The following is a 20,534-nucleotide window of genomic DNA, read 5'->3' on the forward strand; positions in this document are numbered from 1 at the left end:
TTATAAGGCGCATTTCGACTCCGCTCAATGCTCAGTAGCCTGGCTAAAAGAGGGTTGAGCGACTTGCCCTGAGCGGAGTCGTACCCCTACGGGGAAGCAAGCTACGCGTAGCGTCTCGCAGAGAAAGGAGTCGAAGGGAGTCGAAACCCGGTAATTTCAAGCTGGGTTTAATTTAGTCCTTCTACTTATAAACATCCATCAAAAGAAATATTTTAAAAATATTAGAATATAATTCTTTAAAAGAAAATTTTCTATTTTTACTAGAAATGAAACGAATTTGAAAATTAATATTAAAAAACCAGGAGTTTTCAACTAGTCTTGCTAGCTTATACCAATTCTGTATGAAGATGCGCCAAACTAGGTCAAACTTATAGATGGGTGCATTGAGTAACTTTGTGATGAGTCGTCCATTCCAAATTGAGATTTCAGAAAGCCAAGAAGAATTGGAGAAAGCTGTCAAACATGCCACCACGGCAAGCAGTAAAGAAAGATTACAAATGCTCTATTGGCTCAAGAGTGGTCAAGTTAGCAGCAGGCGATCGCTTGCAGAACGTTTAGGACGCTCTGGTAGCAACCATAACTCGTTGGGTAAGGAAGTATAAAGATCAAGGAACAAGGGGCTTGCTTGAAGTCAAACATGCACCCGGAAAAGCTCCGAGCATTATTGGTTCAGACTTAGAACGCTTGGAACAGCGGTTACAGGAGCCATCTGGGTTTACTAGCTATGGCCAAATTCAACAATGGCTCAAGAGCGAATTAGGGGTTTCACTTGCCTACAAAACAGTCTATGAAATTGTTCGCCAGCGTTTGGGTGCGAAGTTAAAAGTGCCTCGTCCTCAAAGTACCAAACAACACCCACAAAGTCTATCTCACTTTAAAAAAAACTGCCTTTAGCATTCAAATTCTTGCAGGAGGAATTTGGAGCGGGGAAACGATTGAGGTACTTGTGCGGAGCCGGAGACGCTCCGCCTCCGGTCAGGATGAAACACGTTTAGGATTAAAGACAATTGCAGGACGTTTGATTACAGCTAGAGGAGTTAAACCTGTAGGCTTAAGTCAATGGCAACGTGAAAATTTTTATTTATACGGAGTTGTAGAACCTCTAAGTGGATACAGCTTTTTCTATGAGTTCCCCTACCTGAATGCTGATTGTTTTCAACACTTTTTGAAGTTGCTATCTGCTGATCTTGGTGATGATATTGCGGTTATCCAGTTCGACCAAGGATCTTTCCACAAAGCTAAAGCTCTCGATATCCCAGATAACATTATCCCGATTTTTCAACCTCCTCACTCTCCTGAACTCAACCCAATTGAGCGGTTTTGGGAATTTCTCAAATCTCAACTCCAATGGGAAAATTGTAAAACTCTCACACAACTACAGCACAAGTTAACTGATGTCCTCAAAGAAATTACACCTTCGATGATTGCCTCTCTCACTTCTTACGACTTTATTCTTGAAGCCTTATTTAGCGCAGCTTCATAAAGAATTGGTATTACTACTAGCAAAATTCCATAGTTATTTAGACTTATTCTAGATGTGAGTAAAGGTATTATGTGCTAACTAACCCTATCTTTAGCAGCTCGCTTCTGGAAATACTTGTCATGGGTAAGATGGCCTTCATACTCCAGATAAGTAAAATTGCATACTTAATGAACTGGTCAAAATCCTTTTGTAATGGAGTGTCGAAATGACATTAGCAGCTACTCCACAAACAAAGCCTTTAACAGACGAAGAATTACGGAAGATTAATGCCTACTGGTGTGCAGCGAACTATCTTTCAGTTGGGCAAATATATTTACTCGACAATCCGCTACTAAGAGAACCGCTAAAAATAGAACACGTCAAACCCAGGCTTTTGGGTCACTGGGGAACAACACCAGGGTTGAACTTCATCTACGTTCACCTGAATCGGGTTATCAACAAATATGACCTCAACACAATCTACATTGCCGGGCCTGGTCATGGCGGGCCCGGACTGGTAGCCAACACTTATCTCGAAGGTACTTACAGCGAGTATTACCACAACATCTCCCAAGATGCTGAGGGAATGCAGAAACTCTTCAAACAATTCTCTTTCCCTGGTGGTATTCCCAGCCACGTTGCCCCGGAAACTCCTGGTTCTATTCACGAAGGTGGAGAACTGGGTTATGCCCTCGTCCATGCTTTCGGTGCTGCCTTTGACAATCCAGACTTGATTGTTGCTGCGGTTGTGGGTGACGGCGAAGCCGAAACTGGTGCTTTAGCCACAAGCTGGCACTCCAACAAGTTTCTCAACCCAGCGCGTGATGGTGCGGTACTGCCGATTTTGCATCTGAATGGATATAAAATTGCCAATCCTACAGTATTATCGCGGATTAGTCAGGAAGAATTGGAGAGTTTATTTGTAGGCTACGGCTACAAACCATACTTTGTCCAAGGTCACGATCCCGCAGATGTACACCAACAAATGGCGGCAACTCTAGATACAGTAATCGGCGAAATTCAAAATATCCAAAGAGAAGCCCGCGTACATGGTTTCACGGAACGTCCACAGTGGCCGATGATTATCATGCGAACCCCCAAAGGTTGGACAGGGCCAAAGGAAGTAGATGGCAAAAAAACCGAAGATTATTGGCGATCGCATCAGGTTCCCTTTGGTAACATATCCAAACAGCCAGAACACCTGAAACTCCTAGAAGATTGGATGAAGAGTTACAAACCAGAAGAACTCTTTGACAGCAATGGTAAGCTGATTGACGAACTAGCAGAACTAGCCCCGAAAGGACAGCGACGCATGGGTGACAATCCCCATGCCAACGGCGGTATCCTGCTGCATGACTTGAAGATGCCCGATTTTCGAGACTATGCCGTAGATCTTCCAGAACCAGGTACAGTAGTAGCCGAAGCTACCAAAGTTGCTGGTAGATTGCTACGAGATATCGTGCAACTTAACGAAGACAAACGCAACTTCCGCATCTTCGGCCCCGACGAAACGGTATCTAATCGTCTGGATGCTGTGTTTGAAGTCACAAACCGGACTTGGGTAGCCAAAATCCTCCCAGAAGATGACCATCTTTCCCCCGATGGTCGGGTGATGGAAATTCTCAGCGAAACTAATTGTCAAGGATGGTTAGAAGGCTACCTCCTCACAGGCCGCCACGGCTTTTTCTCTTGTTATGAAGCCTTCATCCACATTGTTGATTCTATGTTCAACCAACACGCCAAATGGTTGAAAACTACCAGACATATTCTTTGGCGCAGACCAATTGCTTCCCTCAATTACTTACTTTCCTCCCACGTTTGGCGACAAGACCACAACGGTTTCTCACACCAAGACCCCGGTTTTATTGACCATGTGGTTAACAAGAAAGCAGAAATCGTTCGCGTGTATTTGCCCCCGGATGCCAACACTCTGCTATCAGTAACCGACCACTGTTTGAGAAGCCGCAACTATGTCAACGTCATTGTTGCCGGCAAGCAACCAGCATTGCAATACCTCGACATCGATTCTGCTATCAAGCACTGCACCAAAGGTATCGGCATTTGGGATTGGGCAAGCAACGACCAAGGCGGCGAACCAGATGTAGTACTGGCTTGTGCTGGCGATATTCCTACCTTAGAAACCTTAGCAGCTGTAGATATCTTGCGCCAGAACTTCCCCGATTTAAAAGTGCGGGTAATCAACGTAGTCGATTTGATGACGCTACAGCCAAAAACCGAACATCCCCACGGTTTGAGCGAAAAAGACTTTGATACACTTTTCACCACAGATAAACCGATCATCTTTGCGTTTCATGGCTATCCCTGGCTAATTCATCGCTTAACCTACCGCCAAACCAATCACCAGAATTTGCACGTGCGCGGTTACAAGGAAGAGGGAACTACCACCACGCCTTTTGATATGGTCGTTCTCAACGATCTCGATCGCTTCCATTTAGTAATTGATGTCATAGATCGCGTTCCCAAACTCGGATCTAAGGCAGCTTATGTCAAACAGCAAATGCGAGATAAACTGATCGAACATAAGCACTACATTGAGAAGTACGGCGACGATATGCCGGAAATTCGTGACTGGAAGTGGCCGTATTAATGAGGTAATAAGGAGAAACCAGAGGAGCAACTCTTCTCCCTGCTTCTCCTTTTTTATAACTTATATAAATTCGTAATTCGTAATTAAAAAAGTCAATCGCAAAATTGATCGCCCTCTCTTCATAGATTAGGTTTCCTATAAACAAACTTTAAGATATCCCAGTATAAACACTAAATTTTTGCCAAAAATATTGTGTCATAAATATCGAAATTAGCTTGTAATTCTGATGTCAGACTTATACTAAGGCGCATACACTAAGTTTGTAGCCGCACACCAGCTTGCGGTCAGATATTAGTAAAAAAGTAAATAATACTAAATTTTTAAATAGATATACTGATGAAATTCTACCAGCGATTTTTACCCTTGGGAGTGGCAATTGGCTCGACAGCCATCGCCCTGTTGCTCACACTCTGGCTAGAACCGCTGCTGACGCCAACAATTGGTGCATTTTTTTATATTGCGATCGCTATCAGTTCTTGGTATGGCGGCTTTCGACCAGGGTGTGTGGCTGTTGTTCTTTCGACGCTAGCAATCAATTATTTTTTTATTCTTCCACGATCTCAATCTTGGCTCGATCGACCAGAGGAATTATTAAGGCTAGGTATTTTCCTAATGGTTGCTTTGACGATTAACTTACTTACTAGCAATCTTCACCATAGCCAAAAAAAGATTAAGCAACTCAGCCAACAACTCGTTGGGGAAAATGCCGAGCAACTGCGGATGGCTCTGTCGGCGGCGCACATGGGGATGTGGAACTGGGATATTCTCACAGGAGAAATCAAATGGTCGCCGGAACACGAACAGTTATTTGGCTTGGCTGTTGGTAGCTTTGATGGAAGATATGAAACCTTTGCAGCTTGCTTGCATCCTGAAGATAGCGAAACAGTAAATCATTTAGTAAAGCCAGGTTTTGATTCTGAAGAAACGATCGTTGCAGCCGATAAAGCACTGTATCAGGCAAAATCAACAGGGCGCGATCGTTTTTTTACTTATAATACCTGAGTTTATATTTTCTTAATCCTGTTTTGTCACTTTAGCAGATGGCATCGGTGATTTTGATGTTTGGATTAGTCGAGTACCTGTGAAATCCAAAACTATAGCAGTTGCTAGGTACATTAAGACATCAATCGAGCATAAAACCCGGACACAAAAAAGATTTTCAAGCCTGTTCGCCATTGCCTATTGCCTGGTTGCATAATTTTTTACGTTTGTACTGAAAAGTACTTCAAGCTACTTAATGCATCGATCGCTACTCATTTTCACGGTTAGCGCTAGGATAGCTATGTATTTTTTGGAAGTATAAATATGGCTCAAACTTTTTATGTAAATCCGGTAACAGGAAACGATACTAACGCGGGTAGCCAACAAGCCCCGTTCAAAACTATTACGCAAGCCCTGAAGGTAGCTACAGTTGATACTAAAATTCAACTGGCAAATGGTAATTACAATGCTGCTAGCGGCGAAGTCTTTCCCCTAGCGATCGCATCTGGAGTAACAGTAGTGGGTAATGAAGCCAACAAAGGCAACGGCATCTCGATTGAAGGAAGTGGTAGTTACCTGAGCCGTACTTTTGCTGGTCAAAATGTCACTTTTGTGCTAGCCGACAAAGCCGAACTTCGGGGAGTGACTGTAACAAATCTGGCTAGCCGTGGTAGTGGTGTCTGGGTTGAATCAACTGCCCCCACTGTTGCTAATAGCACCTTCACTCAATGTAAACGGGAAGGAGTATTTGCGACAGGCGACGCTAACCCAGTTATTCTAGGTAATGTGTTCAGTGAGAATGCAGCCAATGGAGTTGCGATCGCTAAAAATTCCCAAGGTCAAATTCAAGGTAATACTTTCTTCAAAACAGGTTTTGGCATTGCCATTAGTGATACTGCATCACCCATACTTCGAGATAACAAAATTTCTGAAAACCGTTCTGGAATTGTCGTCTCTGGTAGTGCCCGTCCCGTATTGCGGAATAATCTGAGTGAAAATAATACTGATGATGGTCTAACTATAATTGCAAGTGCTTTACCTGATATCGGCAGTACTAATAATCCAGGGGGCAACACTCTACGCAATAACGGTAAATTTGATTTGCAAAATGCCAGTTCCAACAAGCTGGTTTCTGTGGGAAATACAATAGATCCGACCAAAGTTACAGGAAAGGTCGAGTTTGCCGATAGTTCGGTTCCCACACCGACACCAACACCCACTCCGACACCCACGCCAACTCCGACACCAACACCCACTCCAACTCCGACACCAACACCCACTCCAACTCCGACACCAACTCCAACTCCAACTCCGACACCAACTCCAACTCCGACACCAACTCCAACTCCGACACCAACACCCACTCCAACTCCAACTCCGACACCAACTCCAACTCCGACTCCGACTCCCACACCTAGTGTTGAATTAACAGATATTACTAATCATTGGGCGGGTGCATTTATTCGGGAATTAGTCAAATTCGGGATAGTTAATGGTTTTCCCGATCGCACATTTAAACCAGATGCTACAATGACGCGGGCGCAATACGCAGCATTAATAGTAAAAGCTTTCAACCCATCGCCAAACCGCCCAGTTACCAAATTTAAAGATGTACCAGCAGACTTTTGGGCATCAAAGGTAATTCAGCAAGCATATCAAGGTTTATTTCTCTCTGGTTTTCCTGATAATACCTTCGGCCCTAACAAAAATATTCAGCGCGTGCAAGTGATTGTCTCTTTGGTGAATGGATTGGGATTATCTGGTAATGCTACAGCGACGAGCAAAACTTTTGATGACCAAGCAAAGATTCCTGATTATGCTAAAGATGAAGTCATCAAAGCTGTTCAAAAAGAGATTATCGTTAATCACCCTAATATTAAACAACTCAATCCCACCCGCGATGCTACGCGTGCTGAGGTAGCTGCTATGGTATATCAAGCTTTGGTAGATGCTGGTCGTGTAGCGGCAATAGACTCACCTTATATTGTGAGTGCGTAAACTCGTTTGTTTTGCTTTGCAACACATCAATCTGTTGTAGAGGCGTACAGCTGTACGCCCCTACTTTCTACTCAAATTTAGGCAAATTATTCGGGTCAATACCCTGAGATTGCAAATAAGCAATCAGCTGTTCTTTTTGCTGGCGTTGTTGTTCGGCGCGTTGGCGTTCTTGTTCGGTGCGTTGGCGTTCTTGTTCAATCTGTTCTACAGCCCAAGGTAACAAATTACCATCTCGATCCCACCAGCGCAACCAATAACCAGTTCGTGCTTCTTTTGTGCCTTGCCAAGTTCCTAAAAATAAGCCCATTACATCAACCCAATGACGACCATTTTCGTCGGGTTGCTTTAACTCATAGCGTTGATTTTCCAGTTGATAATATTCCAATAAACCGCCATCTGGGTCAAAAATTATGTAGATGGGAATCTGTAAAATTTGCTCGTAGAAAAACCATTTGCCTGGTGGATAACTCCGCTTTACCGAATATTCTCCACCATCAGTATCGGATAGAAATTCAATGGCGATCGCTGGAATATCTCCTTCTAAATTCGGTGTATAACTTTTACGATTGCCTACAATTTGATTCACCGACGGCACATAAACCCAGTCTGGTGCTTTGGCGATAAATTGCCCGTTAACAGTGGCACAAAGACCAAAATTTGAAGCTATCAACATTTGAGGTTGAATGAACCCGCTGATTTCTAGACTTTCACGCAAAGCACCAGCCAAAATTGGCTGACCGCTATTCTCCACTGGTTCATCCTCTAGTTGAAAATCTTTGGGTAAGGCTTCCCAAGAGATTACCAGTTCAGTTGCAGATTTGGCTTGGCTGAGTTGGGTTGCCATAAATACAGCATGAATTTATTTTTGATTTTATCGCTTCCAGAAGCGCTGTGGAAGTGATGCCGGTATCAAAAAAAGATAGACAAGCTTCCCCTTCTATTTAACTAAGAAATTTCAAATGCTTTTAATTAAGTCTTAAGGATGTAGCGATCGCCGCATTTGGAGATATATTTTACTACTTAAGATGAATTCCAGTAAAACAAATTTGTATTTAAGATTACAAGTACTAAAATACTAAATTTGCAGGTCATTAATTTTCCCTGCTCCTAAGGAGTAATAATGATTTTAAGTCAAAATCAACGCGTTGTAGGCGTATTTATTCATCGTCGAGATGTAGAGCAGGCACTACAGGAATTGAAAGATTCTGGTTTAGCGATGGAGAAAGTATCTGTAGTTGTACAGAACGCAGACCGTAATTATGACATTGTTAATAGTGAAACTGGCGATACAGCTGACGAAGGTGCAACAGTAGGAGGACTTTCAGGCGGTGCTGTTGGCGGTTTGACTGGTTTATTGGTAGGCCTTGGGACTTTAGCAATCCCTGGAGTCGGGCCAATAATGCTGGCTGGCGCAGCGGCAACTGCTTTGGTTACAACTCTTGTAGGGGCAAGTATTGGTGCTGCTACTGGGACTTTTGCTGGTGCATTAGTTGGTTGGGGAATATCGGAGGATCGAGCTAGAACATATAACGACCGAGTAGAGGATGGACATTATTTAATAATTGTCGATTGTACATCTTTAGAAATTGTTCAAGTAGAAGCAATTTTACAGCGTTGGGGTATTGAAGAGTTCGGCATTTACGAGCATCTCAACACTGAGTATGAAACTACAAATTATTTGAACGCAACGACTTCTGTTAGCGCCATTCCTAATAAAAGTGGAATTCTGACCAAGTATGCGATTAATTACTTCGATCGCATAGATAATGCTGAAGCGGCAATTAACGATATGCTTGTCGTAGGTTTCCCAGTAAGCCAGATTTCCTTAATTAGCAAAGGCTTTCCTCAATTGATTGGATCGACAGATGTTATTTTAAGCGATCGCTTTGACGCTGTGAGGCTAGGAATACCAGATGATTGGGCACGTTTTTACAACGAGCACATTGAGCAAGGCAGTTACATACTCATCGTTAGTGGTACAGACAACGATCTCCATGACGTTAGCTTGATTCTGGGTAAGTATGGTGTTCAAGAGTGCCAAATTTATGACCCAATGTTAATTCGTTTTTAAAAGTGGATGCTGCCATTGATATCGCGAACTTATTTGAGTTTCAGAATATAGTTTATGAAGACAAGTTATACCATTTCACTTTAATAATGATACAAATACGTTGGTAGGGGCACGGCAGTGCCGTGCCCTTACGAGAAATCTATCTGTATCAAGGTTTTCGTGAAACAGTATTACAGCAATTTTCAGGTAATTAGACCATAGGGTAGGGGCGCACAGCTAGCTGTGCGCCCCTACAAATGTACAAATAATTTGGTAGTGGTTTATTTTTGGAAGTGCTTTACAGCAGAACTTTCGCTAAAATCGGTTCCACAGTTTTAGAAATCTCTGGGACATAAACTTGTGAAACATAGTCAGCAATCATTCTGTCAGTGTTGAATAACGGCGCATTGGTCTTAATCGACGTTTTCATCATCTGTACCCAGCGGTGGGGAATACCTTGAGCATCTTGGTCGTAGTATAAAGGAACGATTTCTTCTTCCAAAAGCTGATACAGCGATTGCGAGTCAATACGATCTTGCAATACTTGGTCGCTAGTATTAGCATCTTCACCAATTGCCCAACCGTTAATTCCTTTGCCATCCGGCCCTGCTTGGTAACCTTCGCACCACCAGCCATCAAGAACGCTACAATTCAGACCGCCGTTAAAGCAGACTTTTTGCCCACTCGTACCAGAAGCTTCCAGAGGCCGACGAGGATTATTCAACCAAACATCGACACCTTGCACCAATTTTTGTCCAGTGTAAATGTCGTAATCTTCAATAAAGGCGACTTGGTTAATAATGCCGGAATTATGACACCATTCCATTAAGCGCTGAATAATCCGCTTGCCTTCTTCATCTGCTGGGTGGGCTTTTCCGGCAAAGATAATTTGTACCGGGCGTGAGTTGTTGCCAAAAATCTTTAATGCGCGTTGGGCGTCCCGCAGAATTAGATCCCCACGTTTGTAGGGGCTAAAGCGTCTGGCAAATCCAATGGTTAATACATTGGGGTCGAGTAGCCTTTGGGTTGCTTGAATCAGTTCATAATTTTCGCCACGCAACTCCCGCGATTTCTTCACTTTATAACGCGTGAAAGCAATCAATCGTTCTTTGAGGATGAGATGTCGCGACCACAGTTCCTCATCGGGAATCTCGTCAACTTTAGCCCACATCTTGGGATCGACGGCGCGAGTTTTCCAGTCTTCTCCGAGATACTGATTATATAAGTCAGCTAGTAGGGGTGCAGTCCAAGTGGGTGCATGAACGCCATTAGTAATGTAACCAATTGGTACCGTATCTTCCGATCGCTGCGGAAACAGAACTGTCCACATCTTACGGGAAACTTGACCGTGCAATTCACTGACGCCATTACAAGCCCGACACATCCGCAATGCTAAAACGGTCATACCAAACGGTTCCCAAGGATCGCCCAGTCGGCGTGCGCCCAATGCTAAAAATTGTTCGCGGGAAAGCCCCAATTGCGGCCAGTAGTTGGCAAAGAAGGAGTCAATTAAATCTGGGGAGAAGACATCGTGACCGGCGGGAACGGGGGTATGGGTAGTAAATACACAACTGTTCCGGACTTTGGCTTCGATGTCGTAGAAAGATTTGCCCGTGCGTTCAACTTCTAAACGGGCAATTTCCAAGGTGCAAAATGCAGCGTGTCCTTCGTTGAGGTGATAGACAGAAGGTTGAATTCCCAAAGCATTCAAAGCACGGACGCCACCAATACCCAAAACAACTTCTTGGGCGATGCGGGTTTCTAAGTTACCGCCATATAGGTGTCCCGTTAGCCAACGGTCAATGGGATCGTTATCATGGCGATCGCTATCCAATAAATATAAAGTCACTCGCCCGACTTGTACTCGCCAAATTTGCACTTTTACAAACCGCTGGCGGACTTGTATTTGGATAGTCAAAGCTTCCCCTTGGTCATTTTTAATTAACTCTAGGGGCATTTGCCCAAATGGGTTGTCAATATAATAATCTTCTTGCCAACCGTGGCGGTTCAAGCGTTGCCGAAAATAACCTTGGCGATACAACAAGCCGACGCCAACCATCGGTACGCCCAAATCGGATGATGATTTCAGGTGATCCCCAGCTAGAATGCCCAAGCCACCAGAGTAAACGGGTAGAGATTCGTGAATGCCAAACTCTGCACAAAAATAAGCAACGGGGTGTTCTTTAGATACTTGCGGTGCAACTCGGCTTACCCAAGTATCTTGCTGTTTAATATATTGGTCAAACTCACGCGCCAGGGCGGATATCTGCTTGAGATAGGATGGATCTTCTGCTAATTGGGTGAGACGTTCGTAGCTTGCTGACTCTAAAATCGCCACTGGATTATGGCCGCAGCGTTCCCATTCTTGGGGATCGATGGTTTGGAATAAAGAAATGCGATCGCCACTCCAACTCCACCAATAGTTATAAGCCAAATCTGCTAAACGCTTGAGCGGCAAAGGTAACTTTTCACTCAAGCGTCGTGCTGCTCCTGTTGCACTGCTATTCACCATACTATCTACACCCTCTGTTTTAACTTTTTCTCTAGGGACTGGGGAGTAGGGAATGGGGACTGGGGAAGAGTTTTCCTAACCCAATGCCCAATGCCCCATTCCCAATGCCCAATTCATTTAATTCCCTCTTCAGGTTTATGACGCCGGAGTCTTCAGTTGTTGAATTCTCCCCTGAAGTTGGAGCTTATAGACATCAAACCTTATCCAAATGAATGGTTTTTATTGTTTTTGTCTTTTAAAGATTATCTCTGCTTTTGGGCGGATTTGCATACTTTTTTATATCAAATTCATTGACATTATTTGAATTTATTTGTTTTGTTGTTAATATTTATCTCTTATTTTTCTAAAAATAAAATTATTTATGTTTTTTGTATGTAATTTAGTTTTGACTAAATAATTGCTTGATGATGGAAGTTTATTGAAAACTACTGTAATAATTCGTAACTTTTTATTAGTAATTTGTAATTATCAATTTATAGCTATTGAAATAAGAAGGTAATAGGGGAATCCCTATAATTAAAATTAGGAGATAAATTAAAAAAAAGACGCATTAAAAAATCGCAGCAAGCGACCTCGTTTCAAATACAGCGTATTTCAGGTAAATGAAGTACATGGGTAGGGGCACAATATATTGTGCCCCTACAACGATCTGTACCTCACAAATTAGCAATCTGCTGTATTTAATTTTTTCTCTAATTAAAATTCTCTGTAAGATTATTTTTACTATTGGCTATTACCTTTTGGCTGTCCGAAAGCTAAAAAAGGTGATGGTTTCACCAATAACTGATGGTGGTTACCGTCAGTGAATTAATCCTAAAGCGATCGCATGATGACGGATATGATCTTCAATAAAAGTGGAAATGAAATAATAACTGTGGTCGTAGCCTTCTTGGTAACGTAGCTGTAGCGGTTGGTTAACATCCGCACAAGCTTGCTCAAACACTTCTGGCATTAATTGTTCGGCTAAAAATTGGTCGGCAGTGCCTTGGTCAATGAGGATCGAGCTGTGATATCCTACTTTTTTGACTAATTCGCTAGCATCATAAGCATTCCAGGTTTGGCGATCGCTGCCAAGATAATTACTGAAACTTTTTTGACCCCAAGGACAACGCATAGGTGCAGTAATAGGTGCAAAAGCTGATACTGATTTATAGAGTTGTGGATTTCTCATTGCACAGACTAACGCCCCATGTCCCCCCATTGAATGACCGAAAATACCTTGTTTATCGGATTGCGCGGGGAAGTTTGCGGTAATTAAAGCAGGTAATTCCTGAACGACATAACTATACATTTGGTAATATTGACGCCACGGTTCTTCTGTTGCATCAACATAAAACCCCGCACCACTACCAAAATCCCAATCATCATCCTCACCTGGAATACCTGTATTACGGGGACTAGTGTCTGGTGCGACCAATATCAAACCGTACTGAGCTGCAAACCGCTGCACCCCACCCGCCTTAACCATAAAATTCTCTTCAGTGCAAGTCAAACCAGAGAGAAAATAAAGAATTGGCACAGGTTGTTGAGCTGCTTGTGGTGGTTGATAAATGGCAAAGCGCATTTCACCGTTACAGGTTGATGATGAATGGCTGTAAAAGCCGAGTTTGCCACCAAAGCTTTTATATTCTGAAATGAGGTTGAGGTTAGGCATTGGCTATCTTCTCTTTCCTCGGTTGCCAGAAAAAGATTATACCATTTGAGATTTGAGATTAGAAACGCCTTCTATATCTGGATTTTGTCAATCTATCTGTGGCGATTATTTTTCTAGTACAGGCTCGTCAGCATTTAGATGCGTTTGCCTTGCATTGTAACCCAATCAGACGTTTAAATTCTCGATTGGACAGTCGCTTTGTTTGTTCGTATGGCGTTGATTGATTAAATTCAGATCGAAACTCTTTTTGCTGGCATAAAATAATTTTGCAATAGGTCTAAAGTATAAACACATACTATAAGTAGTATTCAATAATACACTTAATTATTATTGATTGTTATTTTTGCATACACGGCTGTTTAGTATAATCACAGTTGGCACACTTATTTCTTCAAAGTAACTTTGAATGGCAATGTTAACAAAAGTGTGTTTCTATGTTAGTGAAAAGTCTTGTTTCAAGCTTATCTCTTGTTTTACCCTGTGTATTAATTGGTTTTGATAATATACAAAAACTAGCTTTAAAAACAAATGTTCAGGCTGCATTTAACTATGAACAAAAGATTAGTAATAAAGCAGACTTAATAAGCGGTACTACAGGGATTTATAACTCGGTTAAAGGTATTCATAATTCTAGAATTGGCGTTGCCAAATTAGCGCAAGCTACTACCAGCAAGACGTACTACGTCTCTGGCACTGGAAACGATAGCAATAATGGCTTGACAACAAGTACTCCGTTTCGGACGTTGCAACGAGCAGCAGATAAGGTATCAGCACCAGGGGATACAGTTTACGTGATGAATGGTACTTATACGCGGACAAATTCCTCTAAAGAAATTCTTGTGATTTGGGAAAAAAAAGGTACAGCGACTGCTCCAATTACTTTCAAAGCGTATCCCGGACACAAACCCGTCATTAGATCGCAAAATTCTTACGCCATCAATGTCCTTGGCTCCTCTTACGTGATTATTGAGGGTCTTGAACTAGTAGGAAACAACGGCAATGTGACTTTGCAATATGCACTACAGCAAAAAAATAACTTGAATAATCCGTTGACAAGTGGTGTAGGTATTACAATTTATCCCTCCTCTTCAGGAACAGGAATTAGGCAGCATTCCCATCACATAGTGATTCGCAACAACAAAATTTATAATTTTGGTAGTGCAGCGATTGGTACAGTCAAAGCTGACTACATAACCATTGAGAACAATGTTGTTTTTAATAATTGCTTGTATAGTCCTTTGGGCCCAAATACGATTACCATGTTGTACAACTGGAATTCTGACAACAATACCAGCGATTATAAAATGATTATTCGGGGAAATATTTCTCACAACAATCAAAGTCTTGTTCCTTACTATTACAGTGGAAAAATTACTGAAGGTAATGGGATTATGATTGATGATTCTCTGAATACTCAAGCTAATTCAACTCACCAACCTTACTGGGGAAAGACATTAATTGCAAATAATATCATCTACAAAAATGGCGGAGCTGGCATTCAAGTATATAGCAGCGCTAATGTAGATGTAATCAACAACACTACCTATCAAAATGCACAGAAAGCTGAGACTCATAACTGGGGAGAAATTTCAGCGGTTCAGTCCAAACAGGTTAGGGTATTCAACAATATTATGTATGCCAACAAAGATGGGTTAGTCAACAATATATCTAAATCTCAAACAACTATCAGCTATGATAATAACCTTGTGTACAATTCCTCTAAATACACTAGTTCAGGATTAAGCAACATTGTTGGAAAAGACCCACAATTTGTAGATCCAACTAAAGGTAATTTCTCCCTCAAGTACGGTAGCTTTGCAATTGATAGTGGAACTAGTAATTATAATGGTGTGGCAGCACCAAAGATCGATGGGCTTGGTATTACCCGTCCGCAAGATGGAGACGGCAATGGGATAGCAATCATAGATATAGGCGCACTCGAACGTCAACCGTAAACCAATCCTAAATGAGTTGTGAAATTATTCGTTGAGGCAGGCACATTTTTTACCGTATTGGTAGATTGCTAATTTAACTTTCTACCATTTTTTTCTGCCTGGATTATATTTTGGACGTGTATATTATACATGCCCAGAATTTCCTGTAGTAATAGTTTGGCTACAAACCAAGGTTCTACTAAATAACGTTTCCAAAGTCTTCTTGGTTCAGTTACTAGGCGGTAAGACCATTCCAAGCCGAGCTTCCCCATCCACCGAGGAGGGGTAGGAACAGCACCGGCTACATAATCTATGCAAGCTCCACTAGTCAAAATTGCGTTAGTCTGGATATCCTCCAGATTGTCTAATATCCAGTATTCCTGTCGTGGCATACCCATTCCTACCATCAATATGTGCGGTTGGAAAGCGTTAATTGCTGCTAGAGTAGCAAGATTTTCTTGGCTCATCTTTCGCATATCGATGTAGCCGTGGGCTGTTGCAATCTGCAAACCGGCAAACTTTTTCCGCAAAATTCTTGCCCCTTGTTCTGCAATTCCTGGCTTTGAACCTAAGTAGAATACACGCCAATTCTTCTGAGCAGCTTCAGCCATCAAAGGCCATATCCAGTCAGCATAGGTAACTCTTTGCTCTCGTTTCAGGGGAAAACCCAGGAGTTTTCCAAATAAAACTAGAGGCATACCATCAATATGTACATAGTCTGCCTTCGCGTAAAAGCTTCGCATTCTGTGGTTGTGATGGTAAATATAAAGGCTATGAAGATTGTGATTAGCAATAATCGACTTTTTATTTTGCTCAAGAGACTCTGCAATCAAGGAGTTGAGTTCAGGGATAGAAAGTGCATCTATCTGAATGCCAAAAAATTTATATTGCGATCTGTTCATAAATACTCTGTGTGTATTCCTTAGGGAAGGATTGGGTATAAGCAAGACGGATTTTTATACATGCGATCGGATCGTCGTAAAGAGTCCCAAAACGGCGAGGAGTCTCCAACCATATTCTTAATTGGTTGGAGACTCCTTTGTGCGACCCATTGATACAGCAGATTGCGGCTTGCTGAAGTACAGATCGTTATAAGGGCACAACAATGTTGTGCCCCTACCCGTGTACTTCATTTACCTGAAAAACGCTGTAAGTGTTATCGATCGTTACAACTAGACTTTACAACAACTCCTTTTTTACGGTTTGTGTAAGAATTTCAGCAACATTCTGCGCTCTTGCATTCCAGGAATATTTATCTCGAATTAAGCTATATGTCGCTTCTACAAGAGGATAATATTTATTCAAATTAAAAGCTGCCTCTAGCACTGTATTAGCCATTTCTTGAGCAGAGTATCCTGAAATCAACAGATGTTCTTGATGATGAAATTCTTCTAAACCTCTCAAACCTTCTGGTGTAGATATCACTAACTTTTTACAGGCAAAATAATCTAATGCCTTATTACGCGCTCCCCCAGCAACAGCCTGCTTTGGGAAGGGTAAAAGACCTATGTCTGCATATTTTATATGGCTCACAAAATCTTTTCGCTCTGGCAAAAAACCGATGAAAGTCATGTTCGATGGTAGTAATTCCTCAATGTTATTAGAATCACGACCAATAACAACAAAATGAATTTTTTGTTGATGAAATTCTAAGTATTTAGCTACTTCAATAGTCATTGATACAGACATATCGTTACTCGGAAACTGAAATGTTTTAGGAGCAACAACAACCACTATTTTTGCGGGTCGTAAATCTTTGTATGGATCTGTTTCAGGATTTGAGTGTTCGGTATCGTTCAATAAATCTTCAGTTACTCCATTACCTACGCTATAAATCTGCTTTGGCTGATGTCGATACCACTGTGAAATGAGTTTAGGAATTGAATCACCAGCTGCAATAATTGGATTGCCAGAAAATATAAGCAATCCCTGAGCAATGTATGTTTTAATAAATTGCACAAATTCTTTGAAAGGATTAGCAACGGATGACAAGCGACTCCAATATTCAAAAGCAGAAAAAGTGTGTAGGTCTAATATAAGAGAGTATTTCTTTTGTCTTCTGACTGTTAGTGATATTAAAGCAGCCAATCCAGGAAGTGTTTCTTGGGCATATACAATATCTGGACAAAATTCATCTATGCACTGTTGTAATGCTTTAATATATGAAGTCAAACTTCTGGAATATACAGATATAGCTGGTGCATAATCAACTGTCGAACAATCTAATCCTAGATGGCAAACCTCAAAATATTGTACGAGATATTTTCCCAAGTAGTAAGGTCTTGTAAATGCCCCGAATGGTTGTTTAGAATCAAGAGTAGAAACAATTAGCAAGCGTTTAGCCATAACATATATATCTTTGATGTTTTTAACTTCAGAGTTAAACTTCTTCCCACGGTAATTGAGCTATAGATGGAAAGTTATACTCGTTATGAGATTTTGAAAAACTATCAAATGATGGCAGACAGCTATCTACAGTCACTTCTGGCAGAATATCTGTAGCCACATCTTCACTGACGAAAAAAGCATTGAATTTTTTTGTATTGCAGCCAACCAATCTATAACCTAATTTTTTACCTAGATTTACAAATGCTCTTAATGATGCTCCACAATAGTATGCACCGTTAATAATTTTAGCCGTAAACTTTGGATCGTAAGGGACACTCACAGACTTTTCTCCTCCCCAATAAGTGTTATATTCAAGGACAACTACTCGCGGTTTAATACAGTTAATAGATTCCCAGAGCCAATAGTCTATTCCGTCTAAATCAAGCGATAATAAATCAATTTCGCCATTAAATCCATTATTCAATATTAATTCATTGACATTCTCAGATGTTACCCATGCATGAACTAACTGAGGTGGGTTGTTACTCGTAGTTTTTAAGAAGCTATATATTTTCCTACCAATTTTTAGTTGTTCTATATCTCCATCAACTAATATTCCTTGCCAGCCATGATTGATGATGAGATTAGCTGCGTTGCACTCTATTCCATCACCACAACAAATTTCTATAACTTTTTTATTTGTTGTACCTATTAATGAAAATATATATAATAAAAAACCGTCTTCGTCTGTTTGTGAGTAGTTGTGGAAACCAACATCTTGAAATTTAGGTAATGTATTAGTAACTGCTAGATATCTGTATTGATTCATCAAAATCAGCTGCTCGACTTGTCTTTCATTGATAAATTTAAAACTATTAAATAGACGATAAACTGCTATCTTTAGAAGAGATTTTACAAATCTTTTAACTTTTGCTAACATTCATTATTATCCTTTAGTTTTATTAGTTGAAAACAGCATTCAGCCTACAATCGCCCTTCTGGAATTTCCTCAGTAAACGTGGGAGAAGTTGTTAAATCCCTATATCCGATGATTGCTCTTATATAAGGTAAAAACCAATAAATAAACCAGAATAAACCAGAATGCCGCCGACAAAAAATAGTCCAAGGTTTGAGAGGAAATCCTTTGATTTGAACTACCTTTTTTAAGCGTTCTGATAAAGGTAAATCGCTATCTGCCCAACTGTTACGTATTGAGTTTTTGCTACAAATACCGACATATCCAGGTGCAACCCATATAGAGCATCCTAGTTTACGCGCTCTCAAGCCATAATCTAGATCTCCTAGTGAGTGAATAAAGGCAGCATCTAAGTTTCCTACTTTCCTAACAACCGAGTCAGGAATCAACACACAATTGCCGTACATAGTGTCACATTCTTGGAGAACTCCAGAAGGTTCTAAGAACTCAAACTTATTAGAATACCAACGCTTAGATTTTACCGAACCACCATAAGTTGGTTTTCCTGTCTGCGGATCTTTGGTTGAACCAACTACAATGGAATTGGAGCGATCGCGTTCAGACAAGTCTCTATGGATAGCTAATAAACGCTCAATAACGTCTGATTCAATCAAAGTATCATCATTCAACCAAAGATAATATTCATAACCCTTTTGCATAGCTTCAGCGAATGCTAACCTCATTCCTCCCACCCAGTACAAATTCCCATTACCTTTAAGAAGGCGAACTTGTGGATAGTTAGTCTCGATCGCTTCTGAAGTACCGTCAGAACTGTCATCATCAGTTAAATAAACATCAAAAGCCTCTGTTTGCTGATATAACGCACGCAGACAAGTAAGAGTTATATCGCGCCTGTTATAACAAGTCATAATGACTGCCAATTTTACCTGGTTCATAACTTTCTAACTTCTATGGTTAGCTCTGACTTGAATTGAGTCTACAATCATCAGCTTGCACTCAATATTGAAAATAATTTAATATTTAAAATTATTTTCTAACCAATGACTTAATTTTATATTCAAGTTAAATTTATGTAGTTTCGCTTCAATTTTTCTAATATTTAACACATGTCTATGAAAAGCTGATTTGTCTCCCATATTATGTCTGGCAATTCCTTCACATAACCATTGAAATTTTTCTGAAAACTCATCAAAAATATTTATCCTTTCTAGCTGTCTCTGCCAATCTGTATAAAAGAACATATTAAAATAATGAATTGAGACTATTTGCTCGATGCTATTAATTTTGAATTCTTTAGATAAACGGTTGTGTAATGGCAATGGGTAACTATAAAAAGGAGAAAAATGAGATATATTTTCTTCCATAGAAGCTAAAGTAGCAGACAATACTGATTGCTCGACAAAATAATTTCCTTGAGGCGGTGCAACCTTTAGGTACATTACTTTCTCAAAATTATCTTTCCAAGCTTGAAAGATACCAGCATTTCTTCTAACACCTATTAATCCAGAATTCCAATATCCTCTAATCTTGCTATTCCCAATTGGTGTATTGACAAAAATTTCGTGTTTCACATCAAGTATGTTGTATAGTTTCTTCCAATACTCATCTTGAAAATCTTGACTTCCAGTAGAGCCAATACCTTTACCATATTCAGGACGCACGCGAACGTTACAATTTAGTGGAAGTAAAAATTCTTCGGGTGTAGCAAAAAAGCATTTGTCGCTATCTAGAAATACTAAAATCTCTGCATCTATTTTCTGTTCTGCATAAGCGCAAACCAAAGGCTTATTTGCTAAATAATAATCAGAAAACTTTGTATTTATTGGAATTTGTTGATGAATCACTTCCAAAACATCAAATTCTTTCCTAGTTTTGATAGATATAGGTTCCCCTATTCTGGGATGAAAACTGTATATAGGGGTATCTTTTAAGTTACCGCAGAACTTACGAATACTCTCTGCTAAAAGTAGAGATTGACCTTCTAAACGCCCTGGTTCAGTACAAACTATAAAAGCTATAGATATTGACATTTTGATGTTATATCCTTAAATTTACTTTTTGCTTTTAGTT

At 40.7% G+C, this 20,534-nt stretch carries 16 protein-coding genes; 8 read left to right on the forward strand and 8 right to left on the reverse strand.

Going from position 1 to position 20,534, the window contains the following annotated elements; genetic code table 11:
• The first annotated feature begins 398 nt into the window (after positions 1 to 398).
• From NSTC745_RS06325 to NSTC745_RS06350, 6 genes are all read left to right on the forward strand, one after another.
• Positions 399 to 602: a hypothetical protein gene (locus tag NSTC745_RS06325; protein WP_445632650.1), complete on the forward strand. Its 204-nt coding sequence runs from the start codon at positions 399 to 401 to the stop codon at positions 600 to 602.
• 19 nt (positions 603 to 621) lie between these two features.
• A complete protein-coding gene (locus NSTC745_RS06330; protein WP_445632651.1) occupies positions 622 to 894 on the forward strand; it encodes a winged helix-turn-helix domain-containing protein in 273 nt (90 codons plus the stop codon).
• A gap of 52 nt (positions 895 to 946) precedes the next feature.
• Entirely contained in the window at positions 947 to 1,483 is a 537-nt protein-coding gene (locus tag NSTC745_RS06335; RefSeq protein ID WP_445632652.1) for an IS630 family transposase, read from the forward strand.
• Positions 1,484 to 1,688: 205 nt separating this feature from the next.
• A complete protein-coding gene (locus NSTC745_RS06340; RefSeq protein ID WP_445636388.1) occupies positions 1,689 to 4,070 on the forward strand; it encodes a phosphoketolase family protein in 2,382 nt (793 codons plus the stop codon).
• Positions 4,071 to 4,406: 336 nt separating this feature from the next.
• Entirely contained in the window at positions 4,407 to 5,072 is a 666-nt protein-coding gene (locus tag NSTC745_RS06345; protein ID WP_445636389.1) for a DUF4118 domain-containing protein, read from the forward strand.
• Between the two features lie 303 nt (positions 5,073 to 5,375).
• Complete coding sequence (locus tag NSTC745_RS06350) at positions 5,376 to 7,049, forward strand: DUF1565 domain-containing protein (protein ID WP_445636390.1); 1,674 nt, start codon at positions 5,376 to 5,378, stop codon at positions 7,047 to 7,049.
• 67 nt (positions 7,050 to 7,116) lie between these two features.
• On the opposite strand, the gene NSTC745_RS06355 is transcribed toward NSTC745_RS06350, so the two are convergent.
• Positions 7,117 to 7,893: a Uma2 family endonuclease gene (locus NSTC745_RS06355; RefSeq protein WP_445636391.1), complete on the reverse strand. Its 777-nt coding sequence runs from the start codon at positions 7,891 to 7,893 to the stop codon at positions 7,117 to 7,119.
• 276 nt (positions 7,894 to 8,169) lie between these two features.
• On the opposite strand from NSTC745_RS06355, the gene NSTC745_RS06360 reads away from it, so the two are divergent.
• Positions 8,170 to 9,120: a hypothetical protein gene (locus NSTC745_RS06360; RefSeq protein ID WP_445636392.1), complete on the forward strand. Its 951-nt coding sequence runs from the start codon at positions 8,170 to 8,172 to the stop codon at positions 9,118 to 9,120.
• Positions 9,121 to 9,397: 277 nt separating this feature from the next.
• Here NSTC745_RS06360 and glgP read toward each other — a convergent pair whose 3' ends face one another.
• Both glgP and fghA read right to left on the reverse strand, forming a co-directional pair.
• Positions 9,398 to 11,611 (reverse strand): alpha-glucan family phosphorylase, encoded by a 2,214-nt coding sequence (gene glgP / locus NSTC745_RS06365; protein ID WP_445636393.1) that lies wholly within the window; start codon positions 11,609 to 11,611, stop codon positions 9,398 to 9,400.
• A 799-nt stretch (positions 11,612 to 12,410) separates the two neighbouring features.
• Positions 12,411 to 13,265 carry an S-formylglutathione hydrolase gene (gene fghA, locus NSTC745_RS06370; protein ID WP_445636394.1) on the reverse strand — a complete coding sequence of 285 codons (855 nt, stop codon included), beginning with the start codon at positions 13,263 to 13,265 and terminating at the stop codon, positions 12,411 to 12,413.
• A 434-nt stretch (positions 13,266 to 13,699) separates the two neighbouring features.
• Here fghA and NSTC745_RS06375 point away from each other — a divergent pair, with 434 nt between their 5' ends.
• Positions 13,700 to 15,220: a choice-of-anchor Q domain-containing protein gene (locus tag NSTC745_RS06375; RefSeq protein ID WP_445636395.1), complete on the forward strand. Its 1,521-nt coding sequence runs from the start codon at positions 13,700 to 13,702 to the stop codon at positions 15,218 to 15,220.
• 68 nt (positions 15,221 to 15,288) lie between these two features.
• Here the strand turns inward: NSTC745_RS06375 and NSTC745_RS06380 are convergent, their stop codons facing one another.
• From NSTC745_RS06380 to NSTC745_RS06400, 5 genes are all read right to left on the reverse strand, one after another.
• Complete coding sequence (locus tag NSTC745_RS06380) at positions 15,289 to 16,101, reverse strand: WecB/TagA/CpsF family glycosyltransferase (protein ID WP_445636396.1); 813 nt, start codon at positions 16,099 to 16,101, stop codon at positions 15,289 to 15,291.
• Between the two features lie 277 nt (positions 16,102 to 16,378).
• Complete coding sequence (locus NSTC745_RS06385; protein ID WP_445636397.1) at positions 16,379 to 17,545, reverse strand: glycosyltransferase; 1,167 nt, start codon at positions 17,543 to 17,545, stop codon at positions 16,379 to 16,381.
• A 34-nt stretch (positions 17,546 to 17,579) separates the two neighbouring features.
• The gene (locus NSTC745_RS06390; RefSeq protein ID WP_445636398.1) at positions 17,580 to 18,467 is read right to left on the reverse strand and encodes a hypothetical protein; all 888 of its coding nucleotides are present in this window, start codon (positions 18,465 to 18,467) and stop codon (positions 17,580 to 17,582) included.
• 44 nt (positions 18,468 to 18,511) lie between these two features.
• Positions 18,512 to 19,399 (reverse strand): glycosyltransferase family 2 protein, encoded by an 888-nt coding sequence (locus NSTC745_RS06395; RefSeq protein WP_445636399.1) that lies wholly within the window; start codon positions 19,397 to 19,399, stop codon positions 18,512 to 18,514.
• A 78-nt stretch (positions 19,400 to 19,477) separates the two neighbouring features.
• Positions 19,478 to 20,494, reverse strand: a complete 1,017-nt coding sequence (locus NSTC745_RS06400; RefSeq protein ID WP_445636400.1) for a hypothetical protein — start codon at positions 20,492 to 20,494, stop codon at positions 19,478 to 19,480.
• Between the last annotated feature and the right edge of the window lie 40 nt (positions 20,495 to 20,534).

This window comes from Nostoc sp. DSM 114161 (assembly GCF_052692665.1).